Origin of the sequence: Streptomyces sp. Ru73 (assembly GCF_002920575.1) — a bacterium.
Classification (GTDB): Bacteria; Actinomycetota; Actinomycetes; order Streptomycetales; family Streptomycetaceae; genus Streptomyces.
Genome location: NZ_PQSQ01000002.1, coordinates 164629 through 191216, shown reverse-complemented (window position 1 = coordinate 191216; position 26588 = coordinate 164629). Strand labels below are relative to the sequence as shown.

At 74.0% G+C, this 26588-nt stretch carries 17 protein-coding genes; 10 read left to right on the top strand and 7 right to left on the bottom strand.

Annotated elements, in window-relative coordinates; translation table 11 throughout:
• From C3486_RS01855 to C3486_RS01840, 4 genes are all read right to left on the bottom strand, one after another.
• Nucleotides 1-1817: FUSC family protein (locus tag C3486_RS01855; RefSeq protein ID WP_103830731.1), on the bottom strand; the 1817-nt coding region annotated here is incomplete at its 3' end.
• 191 nt (nt 1818-2008) lie between these two features.
• Nucleotides 2009-3631: an amidohydrolase gene (locus C3486_RS01850; RefSeq protein ID WP_103830730.1), complete on the bottom strand. Its 1623-nt coding sequence runs from the start codon at nt 3629-3631 to the stop codon at nt 2009-2011.
• 172 nt (nt 3632-3803) lie between these two features.
• The gene (locus C3486_RS01845; RefSeq protein WP_103830729.1) at nt 3804-4343 is read right to left on the bottom strand and encodes a sugar nucleotide-binding protein; all 540 of its coding nucleotides are present in this window, start codon (nt 4341-4343) and stop codon (nt 3804-3806) included.
• The gene (locus tag C3486_RS01840) at nt 4340-4834 is read right to left on the bottom strand and encodes an NAD-dependent epimerase/dehydratase family protein (protein ID WP_103830728.1); all 495 of its coding nucleotides are present in this window, start codon (nt 4832-4834) and stop codon (nt 4340-4342) included. Before C3486_RS01840 ends, C3486_RS01845 begins: the two co-directional genes overlap by 4 nt.
• A gap of 123 nt (nt 4835-4957) precedes the next feature.
• Here C3486_RS01840 and C3486_RS01835 point away from each other — a divergent pair, with 123 nt between their 5' ends.
• The 3 genes from C3486_RS01835 (at nt 4958) to C3486_RS01825 (ending at nt 15474) form a co-directional block, all read left to right on the top strand.
• A complete protein-coding gene (locus tag C3486_RS01835) occupies nt 4958-5500 on the top strand; it encodes an enterochelin esterase domain-containing protein (protein ID WP_103830727.1) in 543 nt (180 codons plus the stop codon).
• A gap of 102 nt (nt 5501-5602) precedes the next feature.
• Nucleotides 5603-14983 (top strand): non-ribosomal peptide synthetase/type I polyketide synthase, encoded by a 9381-nt coding sequence (locus C3486_RS01830; RefSeq protein WP_103830726.1) that lies wholly within the window; start codon nt 5603-5605, stop codon nt 14981-14983.
• Nucleotides 14980-15474, top strand: a complete 495-nt coding sequence (locus C3486_RS01825) for a DUF4188 domain-containing protein (RefSeq protein WP_103830725.1) — start codon at nt 14980-14982, stop codon at nt 15472-15474. The genes C3486_RS01830 and C3486_RS01825 overlap by 4 nt, the downstream gene beginning before the upstream one ends.
• 43 nt (nt 15475-15517) lie before the next feature.
• Here the strand turns inward: C3486_RS01825 and C3486_RS01820 are convergent, their stop codons facing one another.
• Genes C3486_RS01820 through C3486_RS01810 form a run of 3 tightly spaced genes read right to left on the bottom strand, consistent with a single transcriptional unit; the run spans nt 15518 to nt 17640 of the window.
• Nucleotides 15518-16186 carry a TetR/AcrR family transcriptional regulator gene (locus C3486_RS01820; protein ID WP_103830724.1) on the bottom strand — a complete coding sequence of 223 codons (669 nt, stop codon included), beginning with the start codon at nt 16184-16186 and terminating at the stop codon, nt 15518-15520.
• Nucleotides 16183-16377, bottom strand: a complete 195-nt coding sequence (locus tag C3486_RS01815) for a ferredoxin (protein WP_103830723.1) — start codon at nt 16375-16377, stop codon at nt 16183-16185. Before C3486_RS01815 ends, C3486_RS01820 begins: the two co-directional genes overlap by 4 nt.
• A 39-nt stretch (nt 16378-16416) precedes the next feature.
• Complete coding sequence (locus C3486_RS01810; protein WP_103830722.1) at nt 16417-17640, bottom strand: cytochrome P450; 1224 nt, start codon at nt 17638-17640, stop codon at nt 16417-16419.
• Nucleotides 17641-17874: 234 nt separating this feature from the next.
• Here C3486_RS01810 and C3486_RS01805 point away from each other — a divergent pair, with 234 nt between their 5' ends.
• The 7 genes from C3486_RS01805 to C3486_RS01775 all read left to right on the top strand — a co-directional run bounded on the left by C3486_RS01805 (nt 17875) and on the right by C3486_RS01775 (nt 26520).
• Entirely contained in the window at nt 17875-19179 is a 1305-nt protein-coding gene (locus tag C3486_RS01805; RefSeq protein ID WP_103830721.1) for an extracellular solute-binding protein, read from the top strand.
• Nucleotides 19176-20078, top strand: coding sequence for a carbohydrate ABC transporter permease (locus C3486_RS01800; RefSeq protein ID WP_103830720.1), 903 nt, complete (start codon nt 19176-19178; stop codon nt 20076-20078). Before C3486_RS01805 ends, C3486_RS01800 begins: the two co-directional genes overlap by 4 nt.
• Nucleotides 20075-20923, top strand: a complete 849-nt coding sequence (locus C3486_RS01795) for a carbohydrate ABC transporter permease (RefSeq protein ID WP_103830719.1) — start codon at nt 20075-20077, stop codon at nt 20921-20923. The genes C3486_RS01800 and C3486_RS01795 overlap by 4 nt, the downstream gene beginning before the upstream one ends.
• Nucleotides 20924-20928: 5 nt before the next feature.
• Nucleotides 20929-22584 (top strand): beta-N-acetylhexosaminidase, encoded by a 1656-nt coding sequence (locus tag C3486_RS01790; protein WP_103830718.1) that lies wholly within the window; start codon nt 20929-20931, stop codon nt 22582-22584.
• A 297-nt stretch (nt 22585-22881) separates the two neighbouring features.
• On the top strand, nt 22882-23382 hold the full coding sequence (locus C3486_RS01785) for a hypothetical protein (protein WP_103830717.1): 501 nt from the start codon (nt 22882-22884) through the stop codon (nt 23380-23382).
• A gap of 334 nt (nt 23383-23716) precedes the next feature.
• Complete coding sequence (locus tag C3486_RS01780; protein WP_103830716.1) at nt 23717-25405, top strand: GAF domain-containing SpoIIE family protein phosphatase; 1689 nt, start codon at nt 23717-23719, stop codon at nt 25403-25405.
• Nucleotides 25402-26520 carry a B12-binding domain-containing protein gene (locus C3486_RS01775; RefSeq protein WP_103830715.1) on the top strand — a complete coding sequence of 373 codons (1119 nt, stop codon included), beginning with the start codon at nt 25402-25404 and terminating at the stop codon, nt 26518-26520. Before C3486_RS01780 ends, C3486_RS01775 begins: the two co-directional genes overlap by 4 nt.
• Nucleotides 26521-26588 lie beyond the last annotated feature (68 nt).

Sequence of the window (26588 nt, the reverse complement as noted above, 5' to 3'; positions counted from 1 at the left end):
AGGTCGCGCGCCTTGTCCAGCAGGTCGACGGCGGGCCCGCCACTGAGCTGCTCGACGGCCGCCGACACCACGTCCCGCAGCCGCTCCAGCACGGTGCCCAGCAGCTCGTCCGTCCGGCGGTCGGTGTGCACCGGCAGCACCAGTACGGCGGCGATGATGCCGCAGGCCGCGCCCAGTGCCGTCTCCTCGATGCGCAGGATCAGCACGTCCAGGCTGTAGGTGTTGAGCAGGGTGTAGAGCAGGCCGAGCATCGCGGTGACGCAGAAGGACATCAGCGCGTACGACAGCGGCGCCGTGAAGAACATCCCGAAGATGAGGAGCAGGACCAGGCCGAACGCGAGCCAGGTGTGGTTGCCGACCAGGCCCGCCAGCGCCACACCGGCGACCACGCCGAGCACCGTGCCCACCAGCCGGCGGTACCCCTTGACCATGATCTCGCCGGTCGAGGCGGTGTTGAGGAAGACCACCCAGCAGGTCAGCACCGCCCAGTACCAGCGCTGGCTGGACAGGAACTCGCCGCCGATGATGGCCAGCGTCGACCCCACGGCGACCTGGAAGGCGGCCCTCGTGGTGGGCCGCCGCAGCCCGGTCCGCTCGTCGGCCGCCTGCTCCTCCGCCTCCTCGTCCAGGCCCGCCATCGCGACGTCCTCGGCGTCGAACTCCTCGCGGGAGCGGGCCGTCGCTGGACTGTCGTCGGAGGCGTCCTGCGGCCCGTCCAGCGCCAGCCGCAGACCCAGCACGGCGCGCGCGGCCTCACCTATGCCACGGAAGACGTCCTGCACGGCGGGCGAGGCCGGCGGCAGCTTGTCCTCGTCGCGGTAGCCGAGCAGCCGGTTCCGTACGTGGGCCACGGCCATGCCGCGTCCGTCGCCCGCGGGGCGCGCGATCAGCAGGTGCAGCGCGTTGAGGTCGCGGCGCAGCGTGCCGGTGGTGGCGTCCTCGGTGGGCATGCGGTGCTCGGCGACCTGCACAGGGGCGTGCGGCAGGTGCAGGGTGATGGTGTCGGCGCGTTCGGCGCTGCGCGCGTTGAGCAGGGTGACGCCGAGCCGCTCGGCGGCGATCTCGGCGTCCGCGACACGGCGCTGCAGACGGGCGGCGGTGGCTGCGTCCCGGGTGCCCTCCTCCAGCCGGCCCTGGATCATCAGGGCCGCCTCGTGCAGCCGGGCGGTGCGCCGCCGCAGGGTGTCCAGGACCTTGTCCAGGTCCTCGGGCGTGGCGTCCAGCAGCTCGACCTGCGCGGCGACCAGCTGTGCGAGCCGGGCCCGGAACGCCTCCCGCAGCCGGGCCAGGGTGCGCTGCGGTGTCTCCGGGACCACGGCGAAACGTATGACCGCGCTGCACGCGAACGCCACGGCCAGCGTCAGGTACAGCTGTGGCAGGGCGTCGACGGTGGCGCGGACGAACAGGGAGATGAAGTAGACCTGGAAGCCGATCAGGCCGAGCGCCGTGCCGCGGTCGCCGAACCTGCGCCCGTAGACCGCGCCGAAGATCAGCAGGACGAAGAAGACGTCACCGGCGATGACCCGGGCGTGCAGGAGCGCGCCCAGTGACATCGCGACGAGCGCGACGGGCAGTCCGCACGCGAGCGTGACGGCCTGCCCGCGCACCTCCTTCTCCTTGATGGCGAAGGTGGCGACCATCGCCGCCATCGCGCCCGCCACCATGTGCGTGACGTCCGTGCCGAGGAGCGCGAGGACGGCGAGGGCCAGCGCGATCGCGCCGACCGTCCGCAACCCCGCCATCAGCCGCAGCAGTCCGGGGTCGGACGCCGCGAAACGGTCCCAGGTGCCGGTGCGGGCCCGCCGTGTCGCTGCCATCACGCTGCCGTACTCTCCCGTTGCTCGCCATGATCCATGGAGGCCCCAGCATCCCATGACGACTGCTCCGGTACCCAGGTCGGTGCACCGGACAACCGCTGAATGCGGTGGTCAGGCGGCCCGCGTCGCGACCGGCCGCGCGGACGGCGCGGGGCGCGAGCGTCCCGTACCGCCCGGCCGCCGGGCCCGCCTCACAGTCCGGCGTCCCGGTACGTGGGCCGGCCGGCCACGACCGTGAGCAGGACGGGCAGCGCGGCGAGTTCGGTGTCGGGGACGGCGAGCGGGTCGTCGGCGAAGACGGTGAGGTCGGCGCGGTGGCCGACCGCCAGGCGGCCAGCGAACCGCTCCTCGCCGGCCACCCGGGCCGGGTTCACGGTCAGGCCCTGGAGTGCTTCCAGCGGGGTCAGTGCCTGGCCGGGACCGTGCGGCGGCAGCGTCAGGTCGCGGCTGGGGCGGCGGTGGCGGGCGCCGGCCATCACGGCGAGCGGTGCGTACGGCGCGATGGGCCAGTCGGAGCCGAGGACCACGGTGGCGCCGGAGTCCCACAGGTCGCGGCAGCGCCAGGCGCGGGCGGCCCGCTCCTCGCCGAGCCGGCGCGACCAGTTGTCCGTGTGGTCGGCCCGGGTGAACTCGCAGCAGTGGGTGGGCTGCATGGACGCGGCGACTCCGAGCGCGGCGAAGCGGCCGAGGGTGTCGTCCGGGACGGTCTCGATGTGCTCGACGCGGTGCCGCAGCGTCCGGCCGCTCTCCGCCGTGGCCTTCTCCACCGTGTCGAGGACGTGCCGTACGGCGGCGTCGCCGATGGCGTGGGTGGCGGTGGGCACGCCCGCGCGGTGCAGCGCGGTGACGGCGCGGGTGTAGGCGTCCGGGTCCGGCCAGAAGGCGTGCGTGGACTCGCCGTGGCAGTCGGGGCTCTCCAGCCAGGCGGTGCCGTTGTCGATGGTGCCGTCCATGAAGAGCTTCACGCCCGCGACCTGCCAGAGCCGCCCGCCGGTGCCCTGCATGCGGATCAGCTCCGCCAGTGCCTCCTCGTCGGCCCCCGGCTGGCACCACGGGGCGACGCGCACCCTGAGGGGGAGCGCGTCCTCGGCCTCCAGCGCCGCGTACGTGGCGAGGCTGTCGTCACCCGCGTCCATCGCGTGCCCGCCGGTCAGCCCCGCCGCCGCCATGCCGCGCAGGACGGTGACGACCCGCTCGCGCCGCTCGGCCGCGCTCGGTGCCGGGGCCACCGCCTCCACCAGTTCGCAGGCGGCGTCCTCCAGGAGCAGCCCGGTGGGCCGTCCCGCGTCGTCGCAGACGATCTCGGCGGCCTGGTCGAAGCGGCGCGGCCCGTCGATCCCGGCCAGTTCCAGCGCGCGCGGCGAGGCCAGCAGGGAGTGTGCGTCGAAGAGGTCGAGCGCCGCGGGCACGCCGTCGAGGACGGGACCGAGCGCGGCGGCGGTGACGGGTCCCGCGCCGAAGACGTTGGGGTCCAGGCCCCAGCCGCGCAGCCACGCACCGGGCGTCAGGTTCCGGCGTGCTCCGGCGAGGGCTTCGCGTACGGCGGCGAGGTCGGTGCAGCCGGACAGGTCGACGCCCAGTGTGCGGTGTGCGCCGGTCACCGGGTGCAGATGCCCGTCCACGAGGCCGGGCGTGACGACGGCGCCCTTGAGGTCGACGACGGTGGTGCCCGGGCCCGCGAGCGCGCGGATCTCCCGGTCGTCCCCGAGGCGGGTGATCCGGCCGCCGGCCGCCGCGAGGGCGGTGTGCGGCAGGAACGTGCCGGTGACCGGGTCGAGCAGCCGCGCGGAGAGCACGGCGAGTTCGGGCTGCATGAACGACTCCTTCGTCGCTGGGGCGTGGGGCTGCCGCCGAAGTGCCCTGCGAGTGGGGGCTTCCGGCGAGCCGCCCCGCTGTGACGACCTGCCCGGACGTTATTGGGTGCGCGATCAATAAGCAAGCCGGTGCAGCCGCCGGCTCCCGCCCGGCGGGCCCGCCATCGGTCGTTCAGCGGTACCCGGACCCGGTGCTGACGGCCGGAGCCGGGCGGCCGCTCGCCGCCCGGCCGCCGGGTGCGCTGCCCAGCGCGTAGAGCCGCGCGGCCACGTCGCCCACCCGGTCGGGACCTACGCAGTCGCCGCCGGTGTGCCGGTGTGTCACGCCCGGTGCGCTGTCCGGCAGTTCCTCGTGCGTCACGGCCCGGCCGTGTGCCGCGTACAGCGAGGTCGTGCACAGCGTCCGGCCCGCTGCCAGGTGCAGCAGGCAGGCGTCGAGCCGGCCGCAGGTCCGTGCGAGGACCCGCAGCGCGTCGAGGCCGCAGCGGACGGTGCGGGACCCGGCCGGCCGGTCGTCCGGGCCGGGCCAGGCGGCGCAGTGCGCGACCACGGTCGGGCGGGTGCGCAGCAGCGTGGACTGCACGGCCGCCGCGTCGAAGAGGTCCAGGTCGTCCCGCGCGAGGGGCAGGAAGCGGTGGCCGTTGGCGCGCAGCAGCGCGCACAGCCCGCGCCCGACCTCGCCGTCGGCCCCGGTCACCAGCCAGCGGCTCATCGCGCGCCTCCCGGGGTGCCGCACTCGGCGAGCAGCCGTCCGGTCAGCTCGGCGGCGGTCAGTTCGGTTCCGCCGCCGAGGTCGTGTACCTGTCCCGCCTCGCCGCCGCCGAGCGTCAGGCGCAGCGCCCGGTAGTGGTCGTAGACGTAGACGAACCGTGTCACCCCGGCGTGCACGGCGGACTGCAGGAGCGTGCGGGTGGCCGGCAGGTCGACGGAGACGGCGCGCCCTGCGTCGGGTTCCTCGGCGAGGTGCACGACCAGTTCGTGATGACGCATCAGCTCGTGCACCAGCGGGCGGTCGTGCACGTCGCCGGGTACGTGGTCGACACAGGACCGGCCGGCGAAGGGCGGCGGCCCGGCGCGGCCGGAGCAGGCGGCGGGGTCGAGCACGGTGACGGCGCGCGGGGCGCTCAGGGGCGTGGGCGACAGCAGGGCCCTGAGGAAGGGCGAGCCGGTGAATCCGGCGCGGCCGGTGACGAGCAGACGCATGGACGGCCTCCCGGTGCGGGGCAGAATCCTATGACCGATGAAGTTAGCTTAGGCTAACCTAAGTAATCATCGTCGCGGCGGGGCGGTCACAGGGGCCGCACGCCGCTCAGGAAAGCGGGAGAGATGTACGTCCTCGTCGGTCCCGGCGCCCGGGACTCGCGGCCGTTCCGTATGGCCGGCCCCTGCGTCGAACGCCTCGCGGCCCGGCTCGCCACCGCCGCCGGAAGCGCACGCGAAGCCCTGCTCGCCGCCTTCTGGGCGGATGCCGAACGGCGCGGCACGCCCCTGGTCGAGGAGGCGCCCGGAGCGTCCGGCGGGCATGCCGTGACGTTCCTCTGGCGCGGCCACCGGGCCACCGGCCAGGTGCTGCTGCTCGCCGACGGCCTCACCGACCACGCCGACCTCCCCTCCTCGCTGCTCGACCGGCTGCCCGGTACCGACGTCTGGCATCTGACGTACCTGCTGCCCGCCGGGAGCCGCGGATCGTACAAGCTGGCCGCCGACATCTCGCCCGGCGGGCCGCCCGCGGACCTCGCCCGGCTCCGGCAGCGGCTCCGCGCCCTGTCCGGTTTCGCCGCCGCCGATCCGCTCAACCGGCATGCGAAGGAGGCGGATCGGCCGGCGGGCGGCGGCTCGCTCTACGTCACGCCCGACGCGCCCCTCTGACGCGACGGGCCGCCCGCCGGTCCGGCAGTCCGACAAGCTGACCTGACGTGTCGTCAGCGCAGTCGGCCCAGCGCTGTCGTGTATGTCGCCTATGGTGCATTTATGACTGAAGCGCCCGATTGCGCCTACCGTGACCGGATCGCCATCATCGGCATCGGCTGCCGGCTGCCCGGACACGCCAACGACCACCGGGCGTTCTGGCGGAACCTCGCCGAGGGCCGCGACTGCATCGTCCCGACCCCCGCCGACCGGTACGACGTCACCACCCTGCGCAGCCGGGACCGGGCCAAGCCCGGACGGCTGGTCGGCGGCCGCGGCGGGTACATCGACGGCTTCGACGAGTTCGACCCGGAGTTCTTCGGCATCAGCCCGCGCGAGGCCGCGCACCTGGACCCCCAGCAGCGCAAGCTCCTGGAGGTCAGCTGGGAGGCGCTGGAGGACGGCGGACAGCGTCCCGCGGGCCTCGCCGGCCGCGACGTCGGCGTGTTCATCGGCGCCTTCACCGTCGACTACAAGGTGCTGCACTTCGCCGACCTGGACTTCCCGGCGGCCCACACCGCGACCGGCACCATGATGACGATGGTGTCGAACCGCATCTCGCACGCCTTCGACTTCCGCGGCCCGAGCGTCTCCCTCGACACCGCCTGCAGCTCCTCCCTGGTCGCCCTGCACCTCGCCCGGCAGAGCCTGCTGCGCGGCGAGACGGACCTCGCGCTGGCCGGCGGCACCCTGCTGCACTGCGCACCGCAGTACACCATCGCCGAGTCCAAGGGCGGCTTCCTCTCCGCCGACGGCCGCTCCCGCGCCTTCGACGCGTCGGCGAACGGCTACGTACGTGCCGAAGGCGTCGGCGTGGTGGTGCTGAAGCGGCTCGCCGACGCGGTGCGGGACGGCGACCCGGTGCACGCGGTGGTGCTCGGCAGCGGCGTCAACCAGGACGGGCGGACCAACGGCATCACCGTGCCGCGCGAGGACGCCCAGGTCGGTTTGGTCCGCGCGGTGTGCGCCGAGGCCGGCGTCGCACCGGGCAGCCTCCAGTACGTCGAGGCGCACGGCACCTCCACGCCCGTGGGCGACCCGGTCGAGGCACACGCCCTCGCCCGCGTGCTCTCCGCGGGGCGGCCGCCCGGCGCCGCGTGCTACGTCGGCTCGGTCAAGACCAACATCGGGCACACCGAGTCCGCCGCGGGCATCGCCGGACTGATCAAGACGGTACTGGCCCTGAAGCACCGGAAGATCCCGCCGCACCTCAACCTGGAGCGGCTCAACCCCGCCATCGACGCGGCCGCCCTGCCCTTCCGCATCCCGGACCGGCTGGTCGACTGGCCCGCGCACGAAGGACCGGCCAGGGCCGGCGTCAACTCCTTCGGCTTCGGCGGCACCAACGCCCACGTCCTGCTGGAAGAGCCACCGCGCCACGACCCGCTGCCCGCGCCCCGCGACGCCGAACCGGCCACCGCGGCGCCGCGGAACCGCCGTACGATCCTGCCGCTCAGCGCACGCCACCCCGAAGGGCTGCGGGACCTCGCCACCGGATTGCGCGCCGAACTCGCCGGCGCGCACGGCACCCCGCCCTCGCTCGCGGACGTCGGCCACACCCTCGCCCACCGGCGCGAACACCATGAACACCGGCTCGCGGTGGTGTACGCGCCGGACGCCCCCGAGGCGCTGGACGAGGCGCTGGCCGCGTACGAGCGCGGCGAGCCGCACCCGGCGGTGGTGACGGGCCGCCGGCCGGCGCACGGCCCGGTACGCACCGCCTGGGTGTTCACCGGGATGGGCCCGCAGTGGTGGGGGATGGGCCGCAGGCTCCTGGCGACCGAACCCGTCTACCGGGCGGCCGTCGAGGCCGTCGACCGCGAGATCCGCGCCCGGGCGGGCTGGTCCCTGCTGGACGAACTCGCCGCGGACGAGGACACGTCGAGAATGGCGGAGACCTGGCTCGCGCAGCCCGCCAACTTCGCGCTCCAGACCGGGCTGGCCGCACTCTGGCGCAGCCACGGCCTGCGCCCCGACGCCGTGGTCGGACACAGCACCGGCGAGGTCGCCGCCTGCTACGAAGCCGGCGTCTACGACCTCCCGCAGGCCGTCGGGATCGTCCTGCACCGCAGCCGCCTCCAGCAGCGGCTGGCCGGCACCGGCACCATGCTCGCCGTCGGACTGACCGAGGCCGAGGCCGCGCACCGCATCCGCCCGCTCCGTGACCTGGTGTCGGTGGCCGCCGTCAACGGGCCCACCGGCGTCACCCTCTCCGGAGACACGGACGCCCTCCGCGACCTGGCCGCAGAGCTGGAACGCGAGCAGGTCTTCGCCCGCTTCCTGGCGGTCGACGTCCCGTACCACAGCGTGCGGATGGACCCGGTACGGGACGAACTGCTGGCCGCGCTCGCGGACCTCGCGCCCCGGCCCACCGCGGTGCCGTTGTACCTGACGGCCCGTGCGGGCATCGCCGGGGGAGCGGAGCTGGACGCGGCGTACTGGTGGGACAACGTCCGCGAGCCGGTCCGCTTCCGGGCGGCCGTCGACCGGCTCGCCGACGACGGCCACCGCCTCTTCCTGGAGATCGGGCCGCACCCCGTGCTCGGCCACTCGATCACCGAATGCCTCGCGGCCAAGGGCGTCGAAGGGTGGACGCTCGCCTCGCTGCACCGCCGGGAGGACGAGCCCGACAGGTTCCTGCGGACGCTGGCCGCCCTGCACACCCTCGGCGCCGAACCGGACTGGCACGCGCTCCAGCCGAGTGGCAGGCCGGTCCCGCTGCCGCGCTACCCCTGGCGCCGCGACCGCTACTGGGCCGAGCCCGAAGGCATCGCGGGGCTCCGGCTCGGCCACCGCGACCACCCGCTGCTGGGCCGCCGCACCCCGCACGCGCAGCCCACCTGGGAGACCCGGCTCGACCCCGAGCAGCTGCCGTACCTGGCCGACCACCGCATCCAGGGCAATGCCGTCTTCCCCGCCGCCGGTTACCTGGAGATGGCGGCCCAGGCGGTACGCGCGATGACCGGCGGCACCCCGGCCGTACTGGCCGACGTCCGGCTGGCCAAGGCGCTCTTCCTCGACGAACAGCGGCCGCCCGCCGTCCAGTTCTCCTTCGACCCCGACAGCGCGGACTTCACCGTCGCCACGACACAGGGCGGGGCAGGCCGCACCGTCCACGCCACCGGAGTGGTCCGCACCGGCCAGCGGCGCGGCCCCGGCCCGGCGCTCGACGCCGAAGCGGTCCGCTCACGCGCCCGCCGCCGGCTCTCCCGCGACGAGTGCTACGCCGCATTGGCCGCACAGGGCTACGAGTACGGTCCGGCCTTCCAGGGCATCGAGGAGGTCTGGACCGGGCCGGGCGAAGCACTGGCCCGCATCCGGCCACCGGCCGCGCTCACCGGCGGACCCGGACCGGACCACTGGCACCCCGCCCTGCTCGACGCCGCCTTCCAGACGCTGCTGACGCCCGCCCTCACGGACGGCGACGGGACGCCCGGCGCCATCCGGCTGCCGCTCTCCCTCGCCGAGGTACGCCTCGAACCGGCCGGTGACGGGCCGTTCTGGGCGCACGCCACCCTCACCCACGAGGACGACGAGGGGATCACCGGCGACCTCGCGCTGTACGCGGAGGACGGCACGCCGCTCGGCCGGATCACCGGCTTCCACGCGGCCGACGTCGACCGCGCGGCGGCAGCGGCAGGGCCGGCCACCCTCGACACCTGGCTCACCGAACTCGTCTGGACCGACAGCCCGCCGCCCGAGGACACCACCGCCGAACCGCCCGGGGCGCTGCTCGTCTTCGCCGACTCCGGCCCGCTCGCCGGGGAACTGGCCGCGCTGGTACGGGCGCGCGGCGGCCGCTGCCACCTGGTACGGCCCGGTACGCGGTACGCGCACGGCCCGGAGGAGAGCACCGTACGGCCCGGCTCCGCCGACGATCTGGCCCGCCTCTTCGCCGCGCTCGACGCGCCCTTCGAGGCCGTGGTGCACCTGTGGAACCTGGACCTGCCGCCGCTCAGCACCGCCACTCGCGAAGACCTCACCCGGTGCACGGACCTCGGCACCTATTCGCTGGTCCAGCTCGCCCAACTGCTGCCCACGGCACAGCCGGGCGCCCGGCTGCACATCATCACCCGCGGCGCCCAGGCGGTGGCCGACGGCGATCCCGTCGAACCGCTGGGCGCCGCCGCCTGGGGCCTCGGCCGGGTTCTGTGGCAGCAGGAACTCCCCTCCCAGCGCGGCACGTTGATCGACCTCGCCGCCGAACCCGCCGCCGGCGAGGCCGAGGCGGTCCTGCGCGAACTCGCCACCACGGGGGACGAGGAGATCGCGCTGCGCGGCGGCCACCGGCGCACGGCCCGGCTCCGGCCGCCCGCCGGCCTCACCCGGCCGTTGCCCCTGCGGCTGCGGCCCGACGGCTGCTACCTGGTGACCGGTGCGTTCGGCGCCCTCGGGCAGGTCCTCTGCCGCACCCTCGTGGAGCGTGGCGCCCGGCGGCTGATCCTGATGAGCCGCACCGCACTGCCCGAACGCGACCAGTGGCAGGCCGTCGACCCCGACAGCCCGGCCGGGCGGCGGGTGGCCTTCGTACGGGAGCTGGAGGCGCTCGGCGCGCAGGCCCTCCCGGTCGCGCTCGACATCACCGACGAGGCGGCGCTGACCGGCTGGCTCGCCGCCCACCGCCGCCGGGGGCTGCCGCCCGTACGCGGCGTCTTCCACCTGGCCGGCGAGGTCAGGGACACCCTGGTGCCGGCGATGGACCGGGCGGCGTTCGACGCCGCTTACGCGCCCAAGGCGGCCGGCGCCTGGCTGCTCCACCACCACCTCCGCGACGAACCGCTCGACCACTTCGTCCTCTTCGGCTCCATCGCCGCGCTGCTCACCACCGCGGGCCAGACCAACTACGCGGCCGGCAATGCCTTCCTCGACGCGCTCGCCCACCACCGCCGCGCCCGGGGACTGCCCGCGCTGAGCCTCGCCTGGGGCCCCTGGGACGCCGGGATGATCGAGGAACGCGGCCTCGCCGGTCACTACCGCACCGCACGCGGCATGAACCCGCTCGCGCCCGCCGCCGGCATGGCCGTACTGGAACGCGTCATCGGCCAGGACCGGGCACACCTGGCCGTCGCGCAGGTCACCGACTGGCCGACCGCCACCGCCTGGTACGCCGCGCCGCCCCCACTGGTCGCCGACCTGGCCGCGGCCGCCGCCGACGCGCCTGCCACCGCGTCCCGCGGCACCTTCCGCGACGCCTTCCGCGCGGCCCCGGACGAGGCGGCCCGCCGGCAGCTGGTCGCGGAACGCTTCGCCGAGCTGGTCGCCACCGTGCTGGGCGTGGACCGGGACCGGATCGACCCGGCGGCCGGGCTGCTCGCGCTCGGCCTGGACTCCCTGCTGGCGATGGAGCTGCGGGCCCGCGCGGGCACCGAACTGGGCGCCACCCTCCCGGTGGTCGCCCTGCTCAGCGGCGAACCGGTCGCGGCCCTGACCGCCCGGCTGTACGAGAGCCTTGCGGCAGCCGGCGAGCCCGGCGGCGTGCCAGCGGCCGTACCGCACGCCGAGGGGGACCACGCAGCGGACGAAGGCCCGGCCGAGGACGAGGAACACCCCCTCACGCCCAACCAGAAGGCCCTGTGGTTCCTCAAGGAACTCGACCCGGACGCGCACGCCTACAACATCGGCGGCGCGCTGACCGTCCACGGCGAGCTCGACCCGGACCTGTTCTTCGCCGCCTTCCGCACCCTCCTGGAACGCCACCCCTGCCTGCGGACCACCTTCGTACGGAAGGAGGGGCGGCCCGTCCAGCGGATCTCGCCCCACGTACGCGCCGACACGGCCGTCTTCGACGTGTGCGGCGAGGACGAGGAGACCGTACGGCAGCGCATGATCCGCGAGTACCGCAGGCCGTACGACCTGACCGGCGACCCGCTGGTCCGGCTGCGCCTCTTCCGGCTCGCGCCCGACCGCTGGGCCGTCCTCAAGGCCGTCCACCACATCGTCGCCGACGCCCAGTCCATCTTCACCTTCGTCGAGGAACTGTTCGAGGTCTACGACGCGCTGCGCACCGGCAGGCCCGCCGCGCTCGCGCCCGTACCCGCCCGCTACCGGGACTTCGCCGACCAGCAGGAGCGGATGCTCGCCGGGCCCGAAGCGCGGCGGATGCTGGACTACTGGCGCGGCCACCTCCCCGAGCGCATCCCGGACCTGGCGCTGCCCACCGACAAGCCCCGCCCGGCGGTGGCCACCCACCACGGCGCCTCCGAGCTGTTCGAGATCGACGCGGCACTCGGCGCACGGGTGCACGAGCTGTCGCGCCGCCACGACGTCACGCCCTTCATGGTGCTGCTCAGCGCGTACTACCTGCTGCTGCACCGCTACTCGGGCCAGGACGACATCATCGTCGGCAGCCCGGTCAGCGGCCGTACGCGTGAGGAGTTCGGCCCCGTCTACGGCTACTTCACCAATCCGCTGCCGCTGCACGTCGGGCTGGCCGACGGCCCCTCGGTGGCCGGCCTGCTGGCCCGTACCCGGGACGCGGTGCTGGGTGGCCTGGACCACCAGGAGTACCCGTTCGTCCTGCTCGTCGAGGAGCTGGGGCTGCCGCACGACGCCAGCCGCTCGGCGGTGTTCCAGGCGATGTTCGTGCTGCTCACGCACCAGCTCGGGAACGAACTCGCGGGCCACCGTGTGGCGAACATCCAACTGCCGGAGCAGGAGGGGCAGTTCGACCTCACCCTGGCCGTGTACGAGTACCAGGCCGAGGGCCGCTTCGAGTGCGCGCTCAAGTACAACACCGACCTCTTCCACGCGGCCACGGTGCGCCGGCTGGCCGGGCACTACCTCAACCTGCTCGACGCGCTGACCCGCGCCCCCGCCGACGCGCCCGCCTGCCGGCTGCCGCTGCTCCACCCCGAGGAGCGCGAGCTGATCCTCACCCGGTGGAGCGGCGCCGGACGGACCGCCGCCCATGATCTGCCGGTCCATGAACTCATCGGTCAGCAGGCCGCCGCACATCCCGGGGCCGTCGCCGTCGTCGCCCCCACCGCCTCCGGGGAAGCCCGCCGGCTGACCTACGGCGAGCTGGACGGACGGTCCCGCGCCATGGCCCGGCAGCTGCACGAGCGGGGCGTCCGGGACGGCGCCGTGGTGGCACTGCGCATGGCCAAGTCGCCCGAACTGATCCTCACGGTGCTCGCGGTGCTGCGGGCCGGCGGCTGCTACCTGCCCCTCGACCCCTCCCACCCGGCGGGGCGGCTGGACCGCATGGTGGCGGACGCCGGTGCCGTCCTGGTCGTGACCGACCGGCCCGCCGGCACCTCGGGAACGCCGGACCGTCCGGCAGGGGCGGCCGGGCCCCCGGTGGTCACCGCCGACGAGCTGGCGGCGCCCCTGCCCGGGGACGGCGGGCCCGAGCCGCGCGTCACCCTGGACGCGCCCGCCTACCTCATCCACACCTCCGGCTCGACCGGCCGGCCCCGGGCCGTCCGGGTCAGCCACCGCAACCTCGCCTCCGTACAGGCCGCCTGGCGCGCGGAGTACCGCCTCGACGACGAGGTCCGCGTCCACCTGCAGGTGGCAGGGCCGTCCTTCGACGTCTTCACCGGTGACCTGGTGCGCGCCCTGTGCTCGGGCGGCACGCTCGTCCTCGCCGACCGCGACCTGGTCCTGGACCCCGCACGGCTGTACCGGACGATGGCGGCCGAGCGGGTGGACTGCGCGGAGATCGTCCCGGCGGTCGCCCGCGCCCTGCTGCAGCACTGCGCACGGGACGGGCTGCGGCTGGACTTCCTGCGGCTGCTCGTCGTCGGCTCCGACACCTGGCGGGTCGGCGAGCACCGGCGCCTGCGGGCCCTGTGCGGCCCGGACACCCGCCTGGTCAACTCCTACGGCCTGACCGAGGCCACCATCGACAGCGCGTACTTCGAAGGCCCGGTGGACGGCCTCGAACCGGGGCTCGGCGTGCCCATCGGCCGCCCGCTCCCCAACAGCGAGCTGTACATCCTCGACCGGCACGGCGAGCCGGTGCCCTGCGGCGTGACCGGCGAACTCTGGGTCGGCGGCGCAGGGGTCACGGCCGGCTACCCCGCCGACCCCGAGGAGACCGCGCGCCGCTTCCCCCGCCGCGCCCTGGACGGCCCGGCACGCCGGCTCTGCCGCACCGGCGACCTGGCCCGCTGGTCCGCCGACGGCACCGTGCATCTGCTCGGCCGCGCGGACCGCCAGGTGAAGGTGCGCGGCCACCGCGTGGAGACCGGCGAGGTCGAGGCCCAGCTGGCCGACTGCGCCGGACTGCGCCAGGTCCATGTGACGACCCACCGGACCGACGGCGGCGAGAACACGCTGTGCGCCTACTACGTACCGGGGGAGGGGATGCGGCACGACCCGGCCGAACTGCGCCGCCGGCTCGCGGGCCGGCTGCCCGCCTTCATGATCCCCGCCCACTTCGTGTCACTGCCCCAGCTGCCGCTGACGCCGAACGGCAAGCTCGACACCGCGGCCCTCCCGGCCCCCGCGCCCGAGCCGCCCAGCGACAGCCCCGAGCCGCCCGCCACCCCCTACGAGGAGCGGATGGCCGAGCACTGGCACGCCGTGCTCGGCGGCGGGCCGTTCGGCCCGCACCACGACTTCTTCGAGAGCGGCGGCAGTTCGCTCGCCCTCATCGAGCTGGTCCACCACCTGCGCACGGCGTACGCCACCGAGATCCCCGTCGGCCCGCTGTTCGCCGGGACCACGCTGCGCGGCATGGCCCGCGCGGTCGAGGAGGTGGTCACCGGAGCGTCCGCCGCCACCGCGGACACCGCGCCGTACGTCGGCTTCGGCGCCGCGGCCGGCCCGGACCGCACCGTCTTCTGCTTCCCGCCGGCCGGCGGCCACGGCCTGCTCTACCGCGAACTGGCCGGCCTGCTCGACGGCTTCCGTCTCGTCGCGTTCGACTACCTCACCGAAGAGGACAAGATCACCCGGTACGCCGACGCGATCGTCTCGCTCGTCCCCGCCGGCCCCTGCCCCCTCCTCGGCTACTCGCTCGGCGGCAACCTCGCCTTCGAGGTCGCCAAGGAACTCGAACGCCGCGGACGCGAGGTGTCCCGGCTGGTCCTGCTCGACTCCTACCGCTTCACCGCCGCCGCACCGCCCGGCGAAGAAGCCCTGGCCCGCTTCGACGACGAGCTGCGCTCCCGGCTCGGCCGCCGCGACGGCAGCGGAGCCGTCACCGAGGACGCCCTCGGCCGGGCCCGGGACTACCTGGACTTCTGCTGCCGCACGCCCAACCTCGGCACGGTCACCGCCCCGATCACGGTGCTCTCCGCCGACCGGGACGGAGTGCCGTACGTGCTCGGGGAGCGCGCCGGCTGGGAGGGCAGTTCCCGCACCCGGACGGTACGGATCGACGGCTCGGGCACGCACGACGCACTGCTCGGCCCCGAGCACGTCGCCCGCAACGCCGAACTCGTCCGTGGCGCGCTGACGGATGCCGCGCACACGCCCGCCGAGGTGACCGCATGACGCGCAGCGCACCCGCGCCCGAGCGGGGCCGCACCACCGCTGCGGCCGGCGGCGACCTGGTCGTCTTCGTCCTGGGCATGCGCATCAACCGGCTGCGCGCGCCGCGCCACTGGGTGCCGGTCACCAAGGCGATGGCGCCGATGATCCGGGAGCTGCTGGCCGACCGGGACAGCGGGCTGCTGGGCGCCCGTACCCGGCTCGGCCCGCCCCGGGTCGTCGAGGTGATCCAGTACTGGGAGTCGGCGGAGAAGCTGCTGGCGTACGCCTCGGCGCCGGACCGCCTGCACCGGCCGGCCTGGGCCGACTTCAACCGGCGGGTCCGGGAGAGCGGCGGCAGCGTGGGCGTGTTCCACGAGACGTACACCGTCGCGGCAGGCGCGTACGAGGCGGTCTACGTCGACATGCCGCCCTACGGGCTGGGCGCCGCGACCGGCGTCCTCCCGGTCGGCACCCGCGGCGACACGGCCGCCGCCCGGCTGGGCCTGCGCTGACCCGGCCCCGCGGCCGGACCGCGCACCGTACGGACCGGTGCGCTCACGCCCGGCCCAGGAGGGCCGTGGACAGCCCGCACAGCGCCGTGATCAGATCTTCCCCCAGCAGCCGCCAGCGCTGCTCCGCCTCGGCGCGGTCGATCCGGCCGTCCGCCAGGTCGTGTTCCAGCTCGGCGAAGGCGTGCACGGTCAGCTGGCGCACCATGGCGCTGTGCCGCCGGCGCAGCCCGGGGTCGAGGTCCTCGCGCCGCAGCGCCCCGTAGGTGTCGAGGATGCGGTGCGAGGGGGTGTTCAGATGCTCCTGGATCACGTACTCGCGCAGCGCCGGCTCGACGATCGCCTGGGCGAGGAAGCGCGCGCCCCAGGTCGGGGCCGGTGCCTCGATGTGGTACTCGACGCCCGGCATGATGAGGCACCGGTAGTGCTCCTCCAGCGAGATCCGCCGGCCGCCGAGCGCCTCGACCATGGCGATGCGCCGCTCCTCTATGACGTCCGTGTAGCTCGACAGGATCGCCTTGATGAGCTCGTCACGGCCGTTGAAGTGGTACTGCACGGCGGAGTTGTTCCGCTGGCCGGCCGCCTCGCTGATCTGCCGTACGGAGACGCCTGCGAAGCCCCGTTCGGCGATGAGCCGCTCGGCGGCGCGCATCAGCTTGTGGCGCGCGAGCACCGAGCGGGGGGACGGCGAGGCGGCCGGCGCTGTGGTGTTCATTCCGCGAGTCGGATGGCTCCGGTCGGGCACCCCTCGGCGGCGGCGCGCACGTCCTCGTGGTGCTCCGGCGACGGCGCCGCGTCGAGCAGCATCACGACACCGTCCTCCTCACGCTGGTCGAACACCCGGTCGGCCCTCAGTACGCACAACCCGCTGCCGCAGCACGCGTCCTGGTCCACGGTGATCTTCATGCTACCTCCTCGTTCCCCGCTGCCCGCCGGCCTGCCGCGTCACCACTCGACCCACAGTTCCTGCAGGCCGCCGGCGGCCACGCCCTCGCGCTGCCGCAGCTGGTCGGGGGTGTCCCGCAGCCGCAGGCCGGGCAGTCGGCGCGCGAAGGTCTCCAGCACCACCTTCAGCTCCACCCGGGCCAGCGTCTGGCCGACGCAGAAGTGCGGCCCGGCGCCGAAGGCGACGTGCTGGCTGTTGTTCTCGCGCCGCGGGTCGAAGCGGTCGGGGTCGGGGAACTTGCGCGCGTCCCGGTTGGCGGCGGCCAGGCTGACGAGCAGGCTGCTGCCCGGCGCGACCGGCTCCCCGCCGACCTCGATGTCCTCGGTGATGTAGCGCGGGATGCCCACGCCCGCCAGCGGGTCCATCCGCAGGGACTCCTCCACCGTGCCGGTGACCAGCCCCGGGTCGGCGACCACGGCCTCGTACCGCTCCCGCTCGGACAGCAGCAGCGCCGTCATCTTCAGGATCATGTTCGAGGTGGTCTCGTGCCCCGCGAGCAGCAGGCCGCGCGCGGTGGAGACCAGCTCGTCGTGGCTGAGCCGGCCGTCCTGGCTGTCGGAGATCTGGGTCAGCTCGCTGAGCAGGTCGTCGCCGGGGTGCGCGCGCTTCTGCTCGACCAGGTCCGAGGCGTAGTCGAGGAACGCCTGCGTCGCCGCGTCGACCTCCTCCTGCGAGTACTTGGTCAGCGTCAGCGCCACCTCGGACCAGTACGCGAACTTGTCCTGGTCCTCGCTCGGGGCGCCGAGCAGCGCGCAGATGACCCGAACGGGCAGCGGCAGCGCCAGCTCCTTGCGGAGGTCGGCCGGCGACCCCTTGGCCATCATGGCGTCGATCAGCTCGTCCGCCATCTCCTGGACGCGAGGGCGCCAGGCCTCCATCTTCTTGACGGTGAACGCGCGGCTGAGCAGCCGCCGCCACCGCTGGTGGCCCGGACCCTCCTGGATGTCCGCCGTGCCTTCCGTGGTCCGGCTGAACAGCCCGCCGTCCTCGGTGTTGGACAGGCGCGCCGCGCCCTCCCGGGCGAGGTTGCGGCTGAAGCGCGGGTCGGCGAGCAGGGTGCGGACCTCGTCGTACCCGGTCAGCAGGCCCACGACGTCCCCGCTGGGCATCCGGACGTGAGTGACCGGGCACTTGGCGCGGCTCTCGGCCCATTCGCGCGGCGGTTCAAGGACGTTGGGCTGGGCGAACGGGTAGTCGGGGATCGGTGTGGCCTCGTCGGTCATGGGGGGCTCCTCCGCGGGCTTCGGCGTTCCCGCCACCGTAAGACGCGTGTCTTACTAAGACAATCGCCTTAACTCCGTTTGGCCGATATTGACTCCCGCGCATCCGGCCTGCCGTGGATCGCGCATTGGTGCAGACCTTGTCCCGGCTCTCCGAACCCCCTTATGCTCCACGCCAGTTGTGCAGAGCGAAACGTTCATTGCGTATATTGCAACGCTCGATCCGTAGGGGTATCGATGAAGCCGTTCGCCCGAATAGCCGCTCCGCTGACCGCACTTGTCCTCGCCGGTCTCAGCGCCACCGCCTGCGCACCCCAGACCTCGGGGAGCGGCGGGACGGCGGACGAGAAGAGCGGAACGCTGCGCGTCTGGCTGTTCCGTGAGGTCGGCAACGCGCCCAAGGAGAAGGCCGTCGACGCGGCCGTCGCCTCCTTCGAGAAGCGGCACAAGGGGACCGACGTCCAGGTCGAGTACATCCCCGTCGACACCCGCGCGCAGCGCATCAAGGCGGCGTTCAACGACCCCGCGAGCGCCCCCGACCTCATCGAGTACGGCAACACCGACACCGCCGGATACGTGCGGGACGGCGGCCTCGCCGACGTCAGCGCCGAGTACGCCGCATGGGACGAGGCCAAGGACGCCGACCCCACGGCGAAGGAGTCCGTGACCGTCGGCGGCAAGGTCTACGGCGCGCCGCTCTTCGTGGGCGTCCGCGCGCTGTACTACCGCACCGACGTCCTCGAGGACCTGGGCATCGACCCGCCCGCCTCGCAGGCCGGACTGGCGGCTGCCGCCAAGAAGATCCACAAGGCCAGACCGGACCTCTACGGCCTGGCGGTCGGCGGCGCCTACACCTACGGCGCCCTGCCCTTCCTCTGGGCCCACGGGGGCGAGCTCGCCGTGAAGAAGGGCGGCACCTACAAGGCGGCCGTCAACACCCCGCAGGCCCGCAAGGGCATCAGCGCCTACGCCTCGCTGTTCGGCAACGCCAACTGCCCGGCCGACAAGTGCGCTTCTCTGGGCGGCAACGCCACCGTCACCGCATTCGCCTCGGGCAAGGCCGCCATGGCGATCGGCGGCGACTTCAGCCACGCCGCCGTCGAGGCGAGCAAGGTCAAGGGCAAGTACGCGGTCGTCCCGCTGCCCGGCGTCAAGAAGGGCTCGATCGCCCCGGCCTTCGCGGGCGGCAACAACATCGGCGTACTGAAGAGCACCTCGCACCGCACCCTGGCGGTCGACCTGATGAAGACCCTCACCGGCAAGGAGACCCAGCGGCGGCTGTTCGACGCGATGGGCTTCCTGCCGACCTACACCGACGTGCTCGACGAGGCCGCGACGAAGGAACCGTTCGTCAAGCCGTTCGTCGCGACCCTGCACGCCGGCGCCAAGTCCGTGCCCGCCTCGCCCGCCTGGGGCCAGATCGACGCCTCGCTGATCCTCCCCACCATGTTCCAGGAGATCGTCAGCGGCCGTAAGGGAGTCGGCCAGGCGTCCGACGACGCGGCGCGCAAGATGGACGCCGCGTTCGCCGACGCACGGTGAGGACGGCGCCGTTGACCGCCCTCCGCCGCCCCGGTTGGACCCCCTGGCTCTACCTGCTGCCCGCGCTCGCCGTCCTGGGCGCCCTGCTGGTCTACCCGATCTACCAACTCGGCCTGATCTCCTTCCTGGAGTACACCCAGGCGCAGGTCAGCGGCGGCCGGCCGACCTCCTTCCAGGGGTTCGCCAACTACGCCGCGCTGCTCGGCGACGGGGAGTTCTGGCGGGTACTCCTCGCCACCGTGCTGTTCGCCGCCGCCTGCGTGCTCTCCACCCTGCTCGTCGGCTGCGCCCTCGCCGTCCTGCTGACCCGGGTGCGCGCGCTGCCCCGGCTCGTCCTGATGCTGGCCGCGCTCGGCGCCTGGGCCACCCCCGCCATCACCGGCTCCACCGTCTGGGTCTTCCTCTTCGACCCCGACTTCGGGCCCGTCAACAAGGTGCTGGGACTCGGCGACTTCTCCTGGACGTACGGCCGCTACAGCGCGTTCGCACTGGTCCTCTTCGAAGTCGTCTGGTGCTCGTTCCCATTCGTGATGGTGACCGTCTACGCCGGCATCCGCGCCATCCCGGCCGAGGTGCTGGAGGCCGCCGCGCTGGACGGCGCCTCGCAGTGGCGCACCTGGCGCTCCGTCATGGCGCCGATGCTGCGGCCGATCCTCCTCGTCGTCACCCTCCAGTCCGTCATCTGGGACTTCAAGATCTTCACCCAGATCTACGTGATGACGGGCGGCGGCGGCATCGCCCGGCAGAACCTCGTGCTCAACGTGTACGCGTACCAGAAGGCGTTCGCCTCCTCGCAGTACAGCCTCGGCTCGGCGATCGGCGTGGTCATGCTGCTGATCCTGCTCGCCGTCACGCTGGTCCACCTGCGCATCGTGCGGCGCCAGGGGGAGGAACTGTGAGCCCGTCACGCGCGGTCCGCATCCGCCGCCCCGGCCGGCTCGCCGCCGAGGCCGCCGCGCTCCTGATCGCCGCCCTCGTCGCGTTCCCGCTGTACTGGATGGTCCTCTCGGCCTTCAAGCCGGCGGGCGAGATCCAGTCCACCACGCCGCGCCCCTGGACCCTCAGCCCCTCTTTCGACGCCTTCCGGCGCGTCTTCGGGCAGCAGGACTTCGGCCGGTACTTCCTCAACAGCCTGATCGTGGCCGGCACGGTCGTCGTCGCCTCCGCGCTGATCGCCTTCCTGGCGGCCGTCGCGGTCACCCGCTTCCGCTTCCGGTTCCGCACCACCCTGCTGATCATGTTCCTGGTGGCGCAGATGGTGCCGGTCGAGGCGCTGACCATCCCGCTGTTCTTCCTCATGCGGGACCTCGGCCAGCTCAACACCCTCGGCTCGCTGATCCTGCCGCACCTGGCCTTCTCGCTGCCGTTCGCCATCTGGATGCTGCGCGGTTTCGTCAAGGCGGTACCCGAGGCCCTGGAGGAACAGGCGGCCGTCGACGGCGCGAGCCGGGCCCGCTTCCTGTGGCGGATCCTCTTCCCGCTGGTCTTCCCCGGCCTGGCCGCCACCAGTGTCTTCTCCTTCATCTCCACCTGGAACGACTTCCTGTTCGCCAAGTCCTTCCTCATCAGCGACGTGTCGCAGTCCACCCTGCCGATGGCCCTGCTGGTCTTCTTCAAGCCCGAGGAGAACGACTGGGGCGGAATCATGGCCGCCTCCACGGTGATGACCGTCCCGGTCCTGGTCTTCTTCGTACTCGTACAGCGCCGCCTGGTCTCCGGGCTCGGCGGCGCGGTCAAGGACTGATCACCATGAAGCGTTCGACGACCACAGCCCCGCAGCTCGGACTCGTGCCCGCGCCGGCGCACCTGGACGCCGTCGCCGGCGCAGGCTGCACCCTGGACGCGACCACCGCGCTCGCGGCCGGCCCCGGGACCGGAACCACCGAGCGGTGGCTGCACTCCACCGTGGGCGCCGCGCTCGGCCTGCCCCTGCCGCCCGGCCCCGCCGGCGCACCCGGCACGATCACCCTCGCCGTCGACCCCGGACTCCCGCCCGAGCACTACCGGCTCGACACCACCGGCGGTGCCGTACGGATCACCGGCGGCGACCCGGCCGGCGTCTTCTGGGGCGCGCAGACCCTGCGCCAGCTCCTCGGCGCCGATGCCTTCCGGCGTGCACCGCTCGCGCCCGGGCGCGCCACGGACCTGCCCGCCGTGCGCATCGAGGACGGGCCCCGCTTCGGCTGGCGCGGCATGATGCTCGACGTGGCCCGGCACTTCCTGCCCAAGGACGACGTCCTGCGCTACCTGGACCTGCTCGCCGCGCACAAGCTCAACGTCTTCCACTTCCACCTCACCGACGACCAGGGCTGGCGCATCGAGATCGCACGCCACCCGCGCCTCACCGAGGTCGGCTCCTGGCGCCCGCGCACCAAGTGGGGCCACCGGGCTTCGGAGCTGTGGGACGAGACCCCGCACGGCGGGTACTACACGAAGGACGACATCCGGGAGATCGTCGCGTACGCCGCCGAGCGGCACATCGGCGTCGTCCCCGAGATCGACGTACCCGGCCACTCGCAGGCCGCCATCGCCGCCTACCCGCACCTGGGCAACACCGACGCCGTCGACACCTCGGCACTGGGGGTGTGGGACAACTGGGGCGTCAGCCCGCACGTCCTCGCGCCCACCGACGCCACCCTGCGCTTCTACGAGGACGTACTGGATGAGGTGCTCGACCTCTTCCCGGCCGACGTCTCGCCCTTCGTCCACCTGGGCGGGGACGAGTGCCCGCGGGACGAGTGGCGGCGCTCCCCGGCCGCGCAGGCCCGGATCGCCGCACTCGGCCTGGCCGGCGAGGACGCGCTCCAGTCGTGGTTCCTCCGCCACTTCGACGCATGGCTGGCAGCGCGCGGCCGCCGGCTCATCGGCTGGGACGAGATCCTGGAGGGCGGCCTCCCCGGAGGCGCCGCGGTCTCCTCCTGGCGCGGCTACGCGGGCGGCATCGCCGCCGCCGAGGCGGGGCACGACGTCGTGATGTGCCCCGAGCAGCACGTCTACCTGGACCACCGGCAGCACGGCGGCCCCGACGAGCCGATGCCCATCGGGTACGTCCGGACCCTGGAGGACGTCTACCGGTTCGAACCCGTACCGCCGGGCCTTTCCCCCGAGGCGGCCCGCCACATCCTTGGTACCCAGGCCAACGTCTGGACCGAGGTCATGCAGAACCGCGCCCGCGTCGACTACCAGGTCTTCCCCCGGCTCGCCGCGTTCGCCGAGGTCGCCTGGTCCCCGCTGCCGGCCCCCGAGGAGCGGGACTACGCGGGCTTCGAGGCCCGGATGACAGGCCACTACGCCCGGCTGGACGCGCTCGGTGTCGACTACCGCCCGCCCGGCGGCCCGCTGCCCCGCCAGCGCCGCCCCGGCGTGCCCGGCCGCCCGCTGGAGGGCACGCCCCCACGGCGCTGAACCGGTCCTGGCCGCTTCGCGCCGGCCCCCCCCCGCGGTGCGCCGAGCGGGTCCCCGCGCCGCTGAGCCGGTCCCGGCGGCGCTGAGCGGGCCGACGGTGGCGCCGCTGCCCGTCCGGCGTCGGCCAGGTGTGACCCGGGCGTTCCACGGGCACTGCGGAGGGCGGCGTCCCGGGTGGTCGCAGGCCCGGGGACGGGGGACGCTGGAAGGGCGGTCCCACCGGCCTGAGGCGCGCGGCGGAGGCCGGCGCGCCGCCGTGGCGACCGCTGCCACCGAGTCGAACAGGGAGAACACCTCATGGTGCGCAAGAAGGTCGAAGGAGACGAGGACCAGCGCCGCGCGGCCGCCCACGAGGCCGAGCGGGCGGGGGAGAAGCCCAGTGTCCAGGGCCGGACCACGGGCGCGTCGAAGCAGCGTACGCACGTACCCGACCGGTCCACCATGACCCACGAGGAGAAGGTCGCGCCCCTGCACCGCGGCAAGCAGGACTGGCCAGGCGACCAGTCAGGCCCGGTCAGGCCCGGCACCTCCCAGGAACCGGCCCGCAGCTACACCGGCCGGGGCCGGCCGGGCTACGGCGAGGAACATGAACGGGTCTTCCGGGCCGTGGCCGAGGCCGAGGGCGAGCACGGCCGCGCCGCGTACCTGGACGAGGTCGCCCGCACCGCGGGCCTGCCGCCGGACCGGACCCGCACCCTGCTGCACGACCTCGCGACCACGCACAACCTCGTCACCCAGCTGGCCGGTACCGACAGCCCCGACCAGGGCCCGCGCTTCGAGACCCGCCCCGGTCACTGAGCCGGGACCGGCCCGCCCGACACCCGGCCCGGCCGCAGCGCCCCCCGAGGGCACTGCGGCCGGGCCGTCGTCGTCAGCCGCCTCCCGGCCACGTGCAGTGAGGCATGTGATCAGAATCGGCGTCCGACCTGGGCAACGACGGGCACAAAGGCGCTCCGCTTGTACGCGTCCTCTATCAGCTTCGGTGCGGCATCGGCGTTATCCGGAGGATCGGTTGCCGCGCCGGAACGGGTGCGGGAAGGTCCCCCCACGGTGTCCGGACGGAAGCCGGGAGTTGGCGGGGCCGCAGCCGTGCGCCCCGCTGGTGTGGACTCGTGCCCGCTCGTGGAGACGCGTGGAGACTTTCAAGGGGGCTGTCGCCGGCCAGCACGGTGCCGGACTCGGTACCGCCTGGCACGCCGCTCCGTACCCCGTTCTGGTCGCGGACACCTCCGGTGCCGTGCTGGACCTGAACCGCGCGGCCACCCTCCTCTTCCCCCGCGCGACCTGCGGCGCATGGCTGCACGAGACCGTACCGGCATGGCTGGCCGACACCCACCGCCGCCTCACCGAGCTGCTCAGGGCCGAGGGCCGGGCAGCCCTCCTCGCCTCCCACCGCGACGGTGTCCGGCCGGTGTACGGCCACGCCGGCGGGCGCAGCTTCGAGGCGTACCCCACCTTCGGCGAGGAGGACGAGGTGGTGTGGTGGCTCGTCGAGGACACCGGCCGCCGGCTGGCGGAGGAAGCGCTCAAGACCGAACAGCAGCGCGCCCTGCTGCTGTCGGAGGTCTCGAACGCGCTGCTGGCGTCCATGAACGCCGAACGCTGCATGACGGTCACCGCCCAACTCGCCGCGCGCCACCTGGCGGACGCCGCCGTCGTCATCCCCTCGGCGACCGGACACCGGCTCTCGATGATCACCAGCAGCGCCGGCGGGGCCGTCGTGCGCCGGGCCGTCGACGCGGACCCCGCCCAGGTGCCCGGCCTGGGCGAGGCCCTGGAAGGACTGCCGCCCGTGTCCGGGCGCTGGATCGACCCCGCCGCCGTCCCCGACTGGCTGGTGCCCGGCGCCTTCGGCGGCCCCGTCGGCTCGGTGGTGGTCACACCGCTGCCGGGGCACGGCGTACCGACCGGCGCGCTGGTCCTGCTGCGCCGGACGGACCGGCCGGCGTTCAGCGAGAGCGAAGAGGGCTTCGCGCGGCTGTTCGCGGCCCGGGCCGGGGCCGCCTGGTCGGTCGTCCGGCTCTACGCCGAGCAGGCGAGCATCACCGCCACCCTGATGCGGGAACTGCTGCCGCCCACGCTGCGCCGGGTGCACGACGTGGACTTCGCCGGCGGCTACCGCCCCTCGGGCCAAGGGGCCCGGGTCGGCGGCGACTTCTACGACGTGCACCCCGGCAGCGACGAGCGGCAGGAGACCTTCGTCGTACTGGGCGACGTCTGCGGCAAGGGGCTGGACGCCGCCGTCCTCACCGGCAAGATCCGCAACACCCTGCAGGCCCTGCTCCCCATGGCCGACGACCACCACCGCGTCCTGAGCCTGCTCAACGGCGCACTGGTCAACTCCCACCACACCCGCTTCGCCACCCTCGTCCTGGCCTCGGCACTGCGCACGGAAGGGCAGGTACGGCTGCGGCTGACCTGCGCCGGGCATCCGGCACCGCTGGTGCTGCGCACCGACGGCACGGTCGAGGAGGCGGACACGCACGGCACCCTGGTCGGCGTGCTCCCCGAGATCCAGGCCAGGACGGCCCGGGTCGTCCTCGCACCGGGGGAGACGTGCCTGATGTACACCGACGGCATCACGGAGGCCCGCGGCGGACCGCTGGGCGGGGCCATGTTCGGCGAGCAGCGGCTGGAGAACGCGCTGTCCGCCTGCGTCGGCATGCCCGCCCAGGCCGTCGTCGAGCGCATTCAGATGCTCGCCACGCAATGGATCGGCCAGGGCCGTCACGACGACATGGCCGTCGTCGCCATCACCGCACCGCGCACCCCGCACGCCGACCCGGCGAGCGGGCATTCGTCAGGCAGGTACCGCACATGAACACCTCCTCGCACCCGTCGTCCGGCTCTTCGCCCGCCGCCGGCCTCGACACGACCCGCGACCGGCTGTGGGACGCCCTCCTGGAGGGGGACGAGTACGCCGCCGTGCAGGCCGCCCGCTCGGCACTCGACGCCGGACTGGCCGCCGAGGCCCTGCTGCTCGACGTCCTCGCGCCCGTACAGCGGCGGATCGGCGACGCCTGGGCCGGAAACCGCATCACCGTCGCGCAGGAGCACACCGCCACGAACATCAGCGACCGCGTCGTGGCCGCCCTCGCCCTCCACTTCGCCGGCCGCCGTGGCCTCGGCGACCGCAGCGGCCGGACCGCCGACCGCCGCCTCACCGTCGCCTGCGTCTCGGGCGAGTGGCACGCGCTGCCCGCCCGGCTGCTCGCCGAGGTCCTCAAACTGCGTGGCCGGCAAGTGGACTTCCTCGGCGCCCACGTGCCGACCCCGCACCTGATCTCCCATCTCCACCGCACCGGCGCCGACGCCGTCGCCCTCTCCGCCTCCCTCGCCGTCCGGCTCCCCACCGTCCACACCACGGTCAACGCCTGCCGGTCAGCGGGGGTTCCCGTGCTGGCCGGCGGAGCCGCGTTCGGCCGGGACGGGCGGTACGCGGGAATGCTCGGGGCGCTCTGGGCCGACGACGCCCGCGGTGCCGCCGGCCTGCTGGAGGGAGACCTGCCGCGGCCGGACCCGGCGGCCGTGGGGCAGCCGGCCGACGAGCTCCCCCACCTGGAGGACCAGGAGTACACGCTCGTCACGCGGTCGGCGGCGCAGCTCGTGCAGCACACCCTCGGCGCGCTGGAGGACCGTGTCCCCGCCATGAAGACCTACACCGAGCGGCAGCGGCAGTACACCGCCGAGGACGTCGCGTACATCGTCGACTTCCTGGCCACCGCCCTCTACGTGGACGACGCCGCACTCTTCACGGACTTCCTCTCCTGGACGGCGGACGTGCTCGCCGTACGGGACGTCGCCCCGGACGTCCTCTTCCCGGCGCTGGACGTCATCGGGGGGCAGTTGAAGGACTTTCCCCGGGCGACGGGCGTCCTCAACCGGGCCGAGGAGACGCTGACCGCCCACCTCGACGGCACACCGCCGGGCCCCTGACCGCCCGCACGAGGGGCCGCGCCGAGGAGCCACGAGGGGCTGCGTCGGCAGGCCCACGAGGGGCCGTG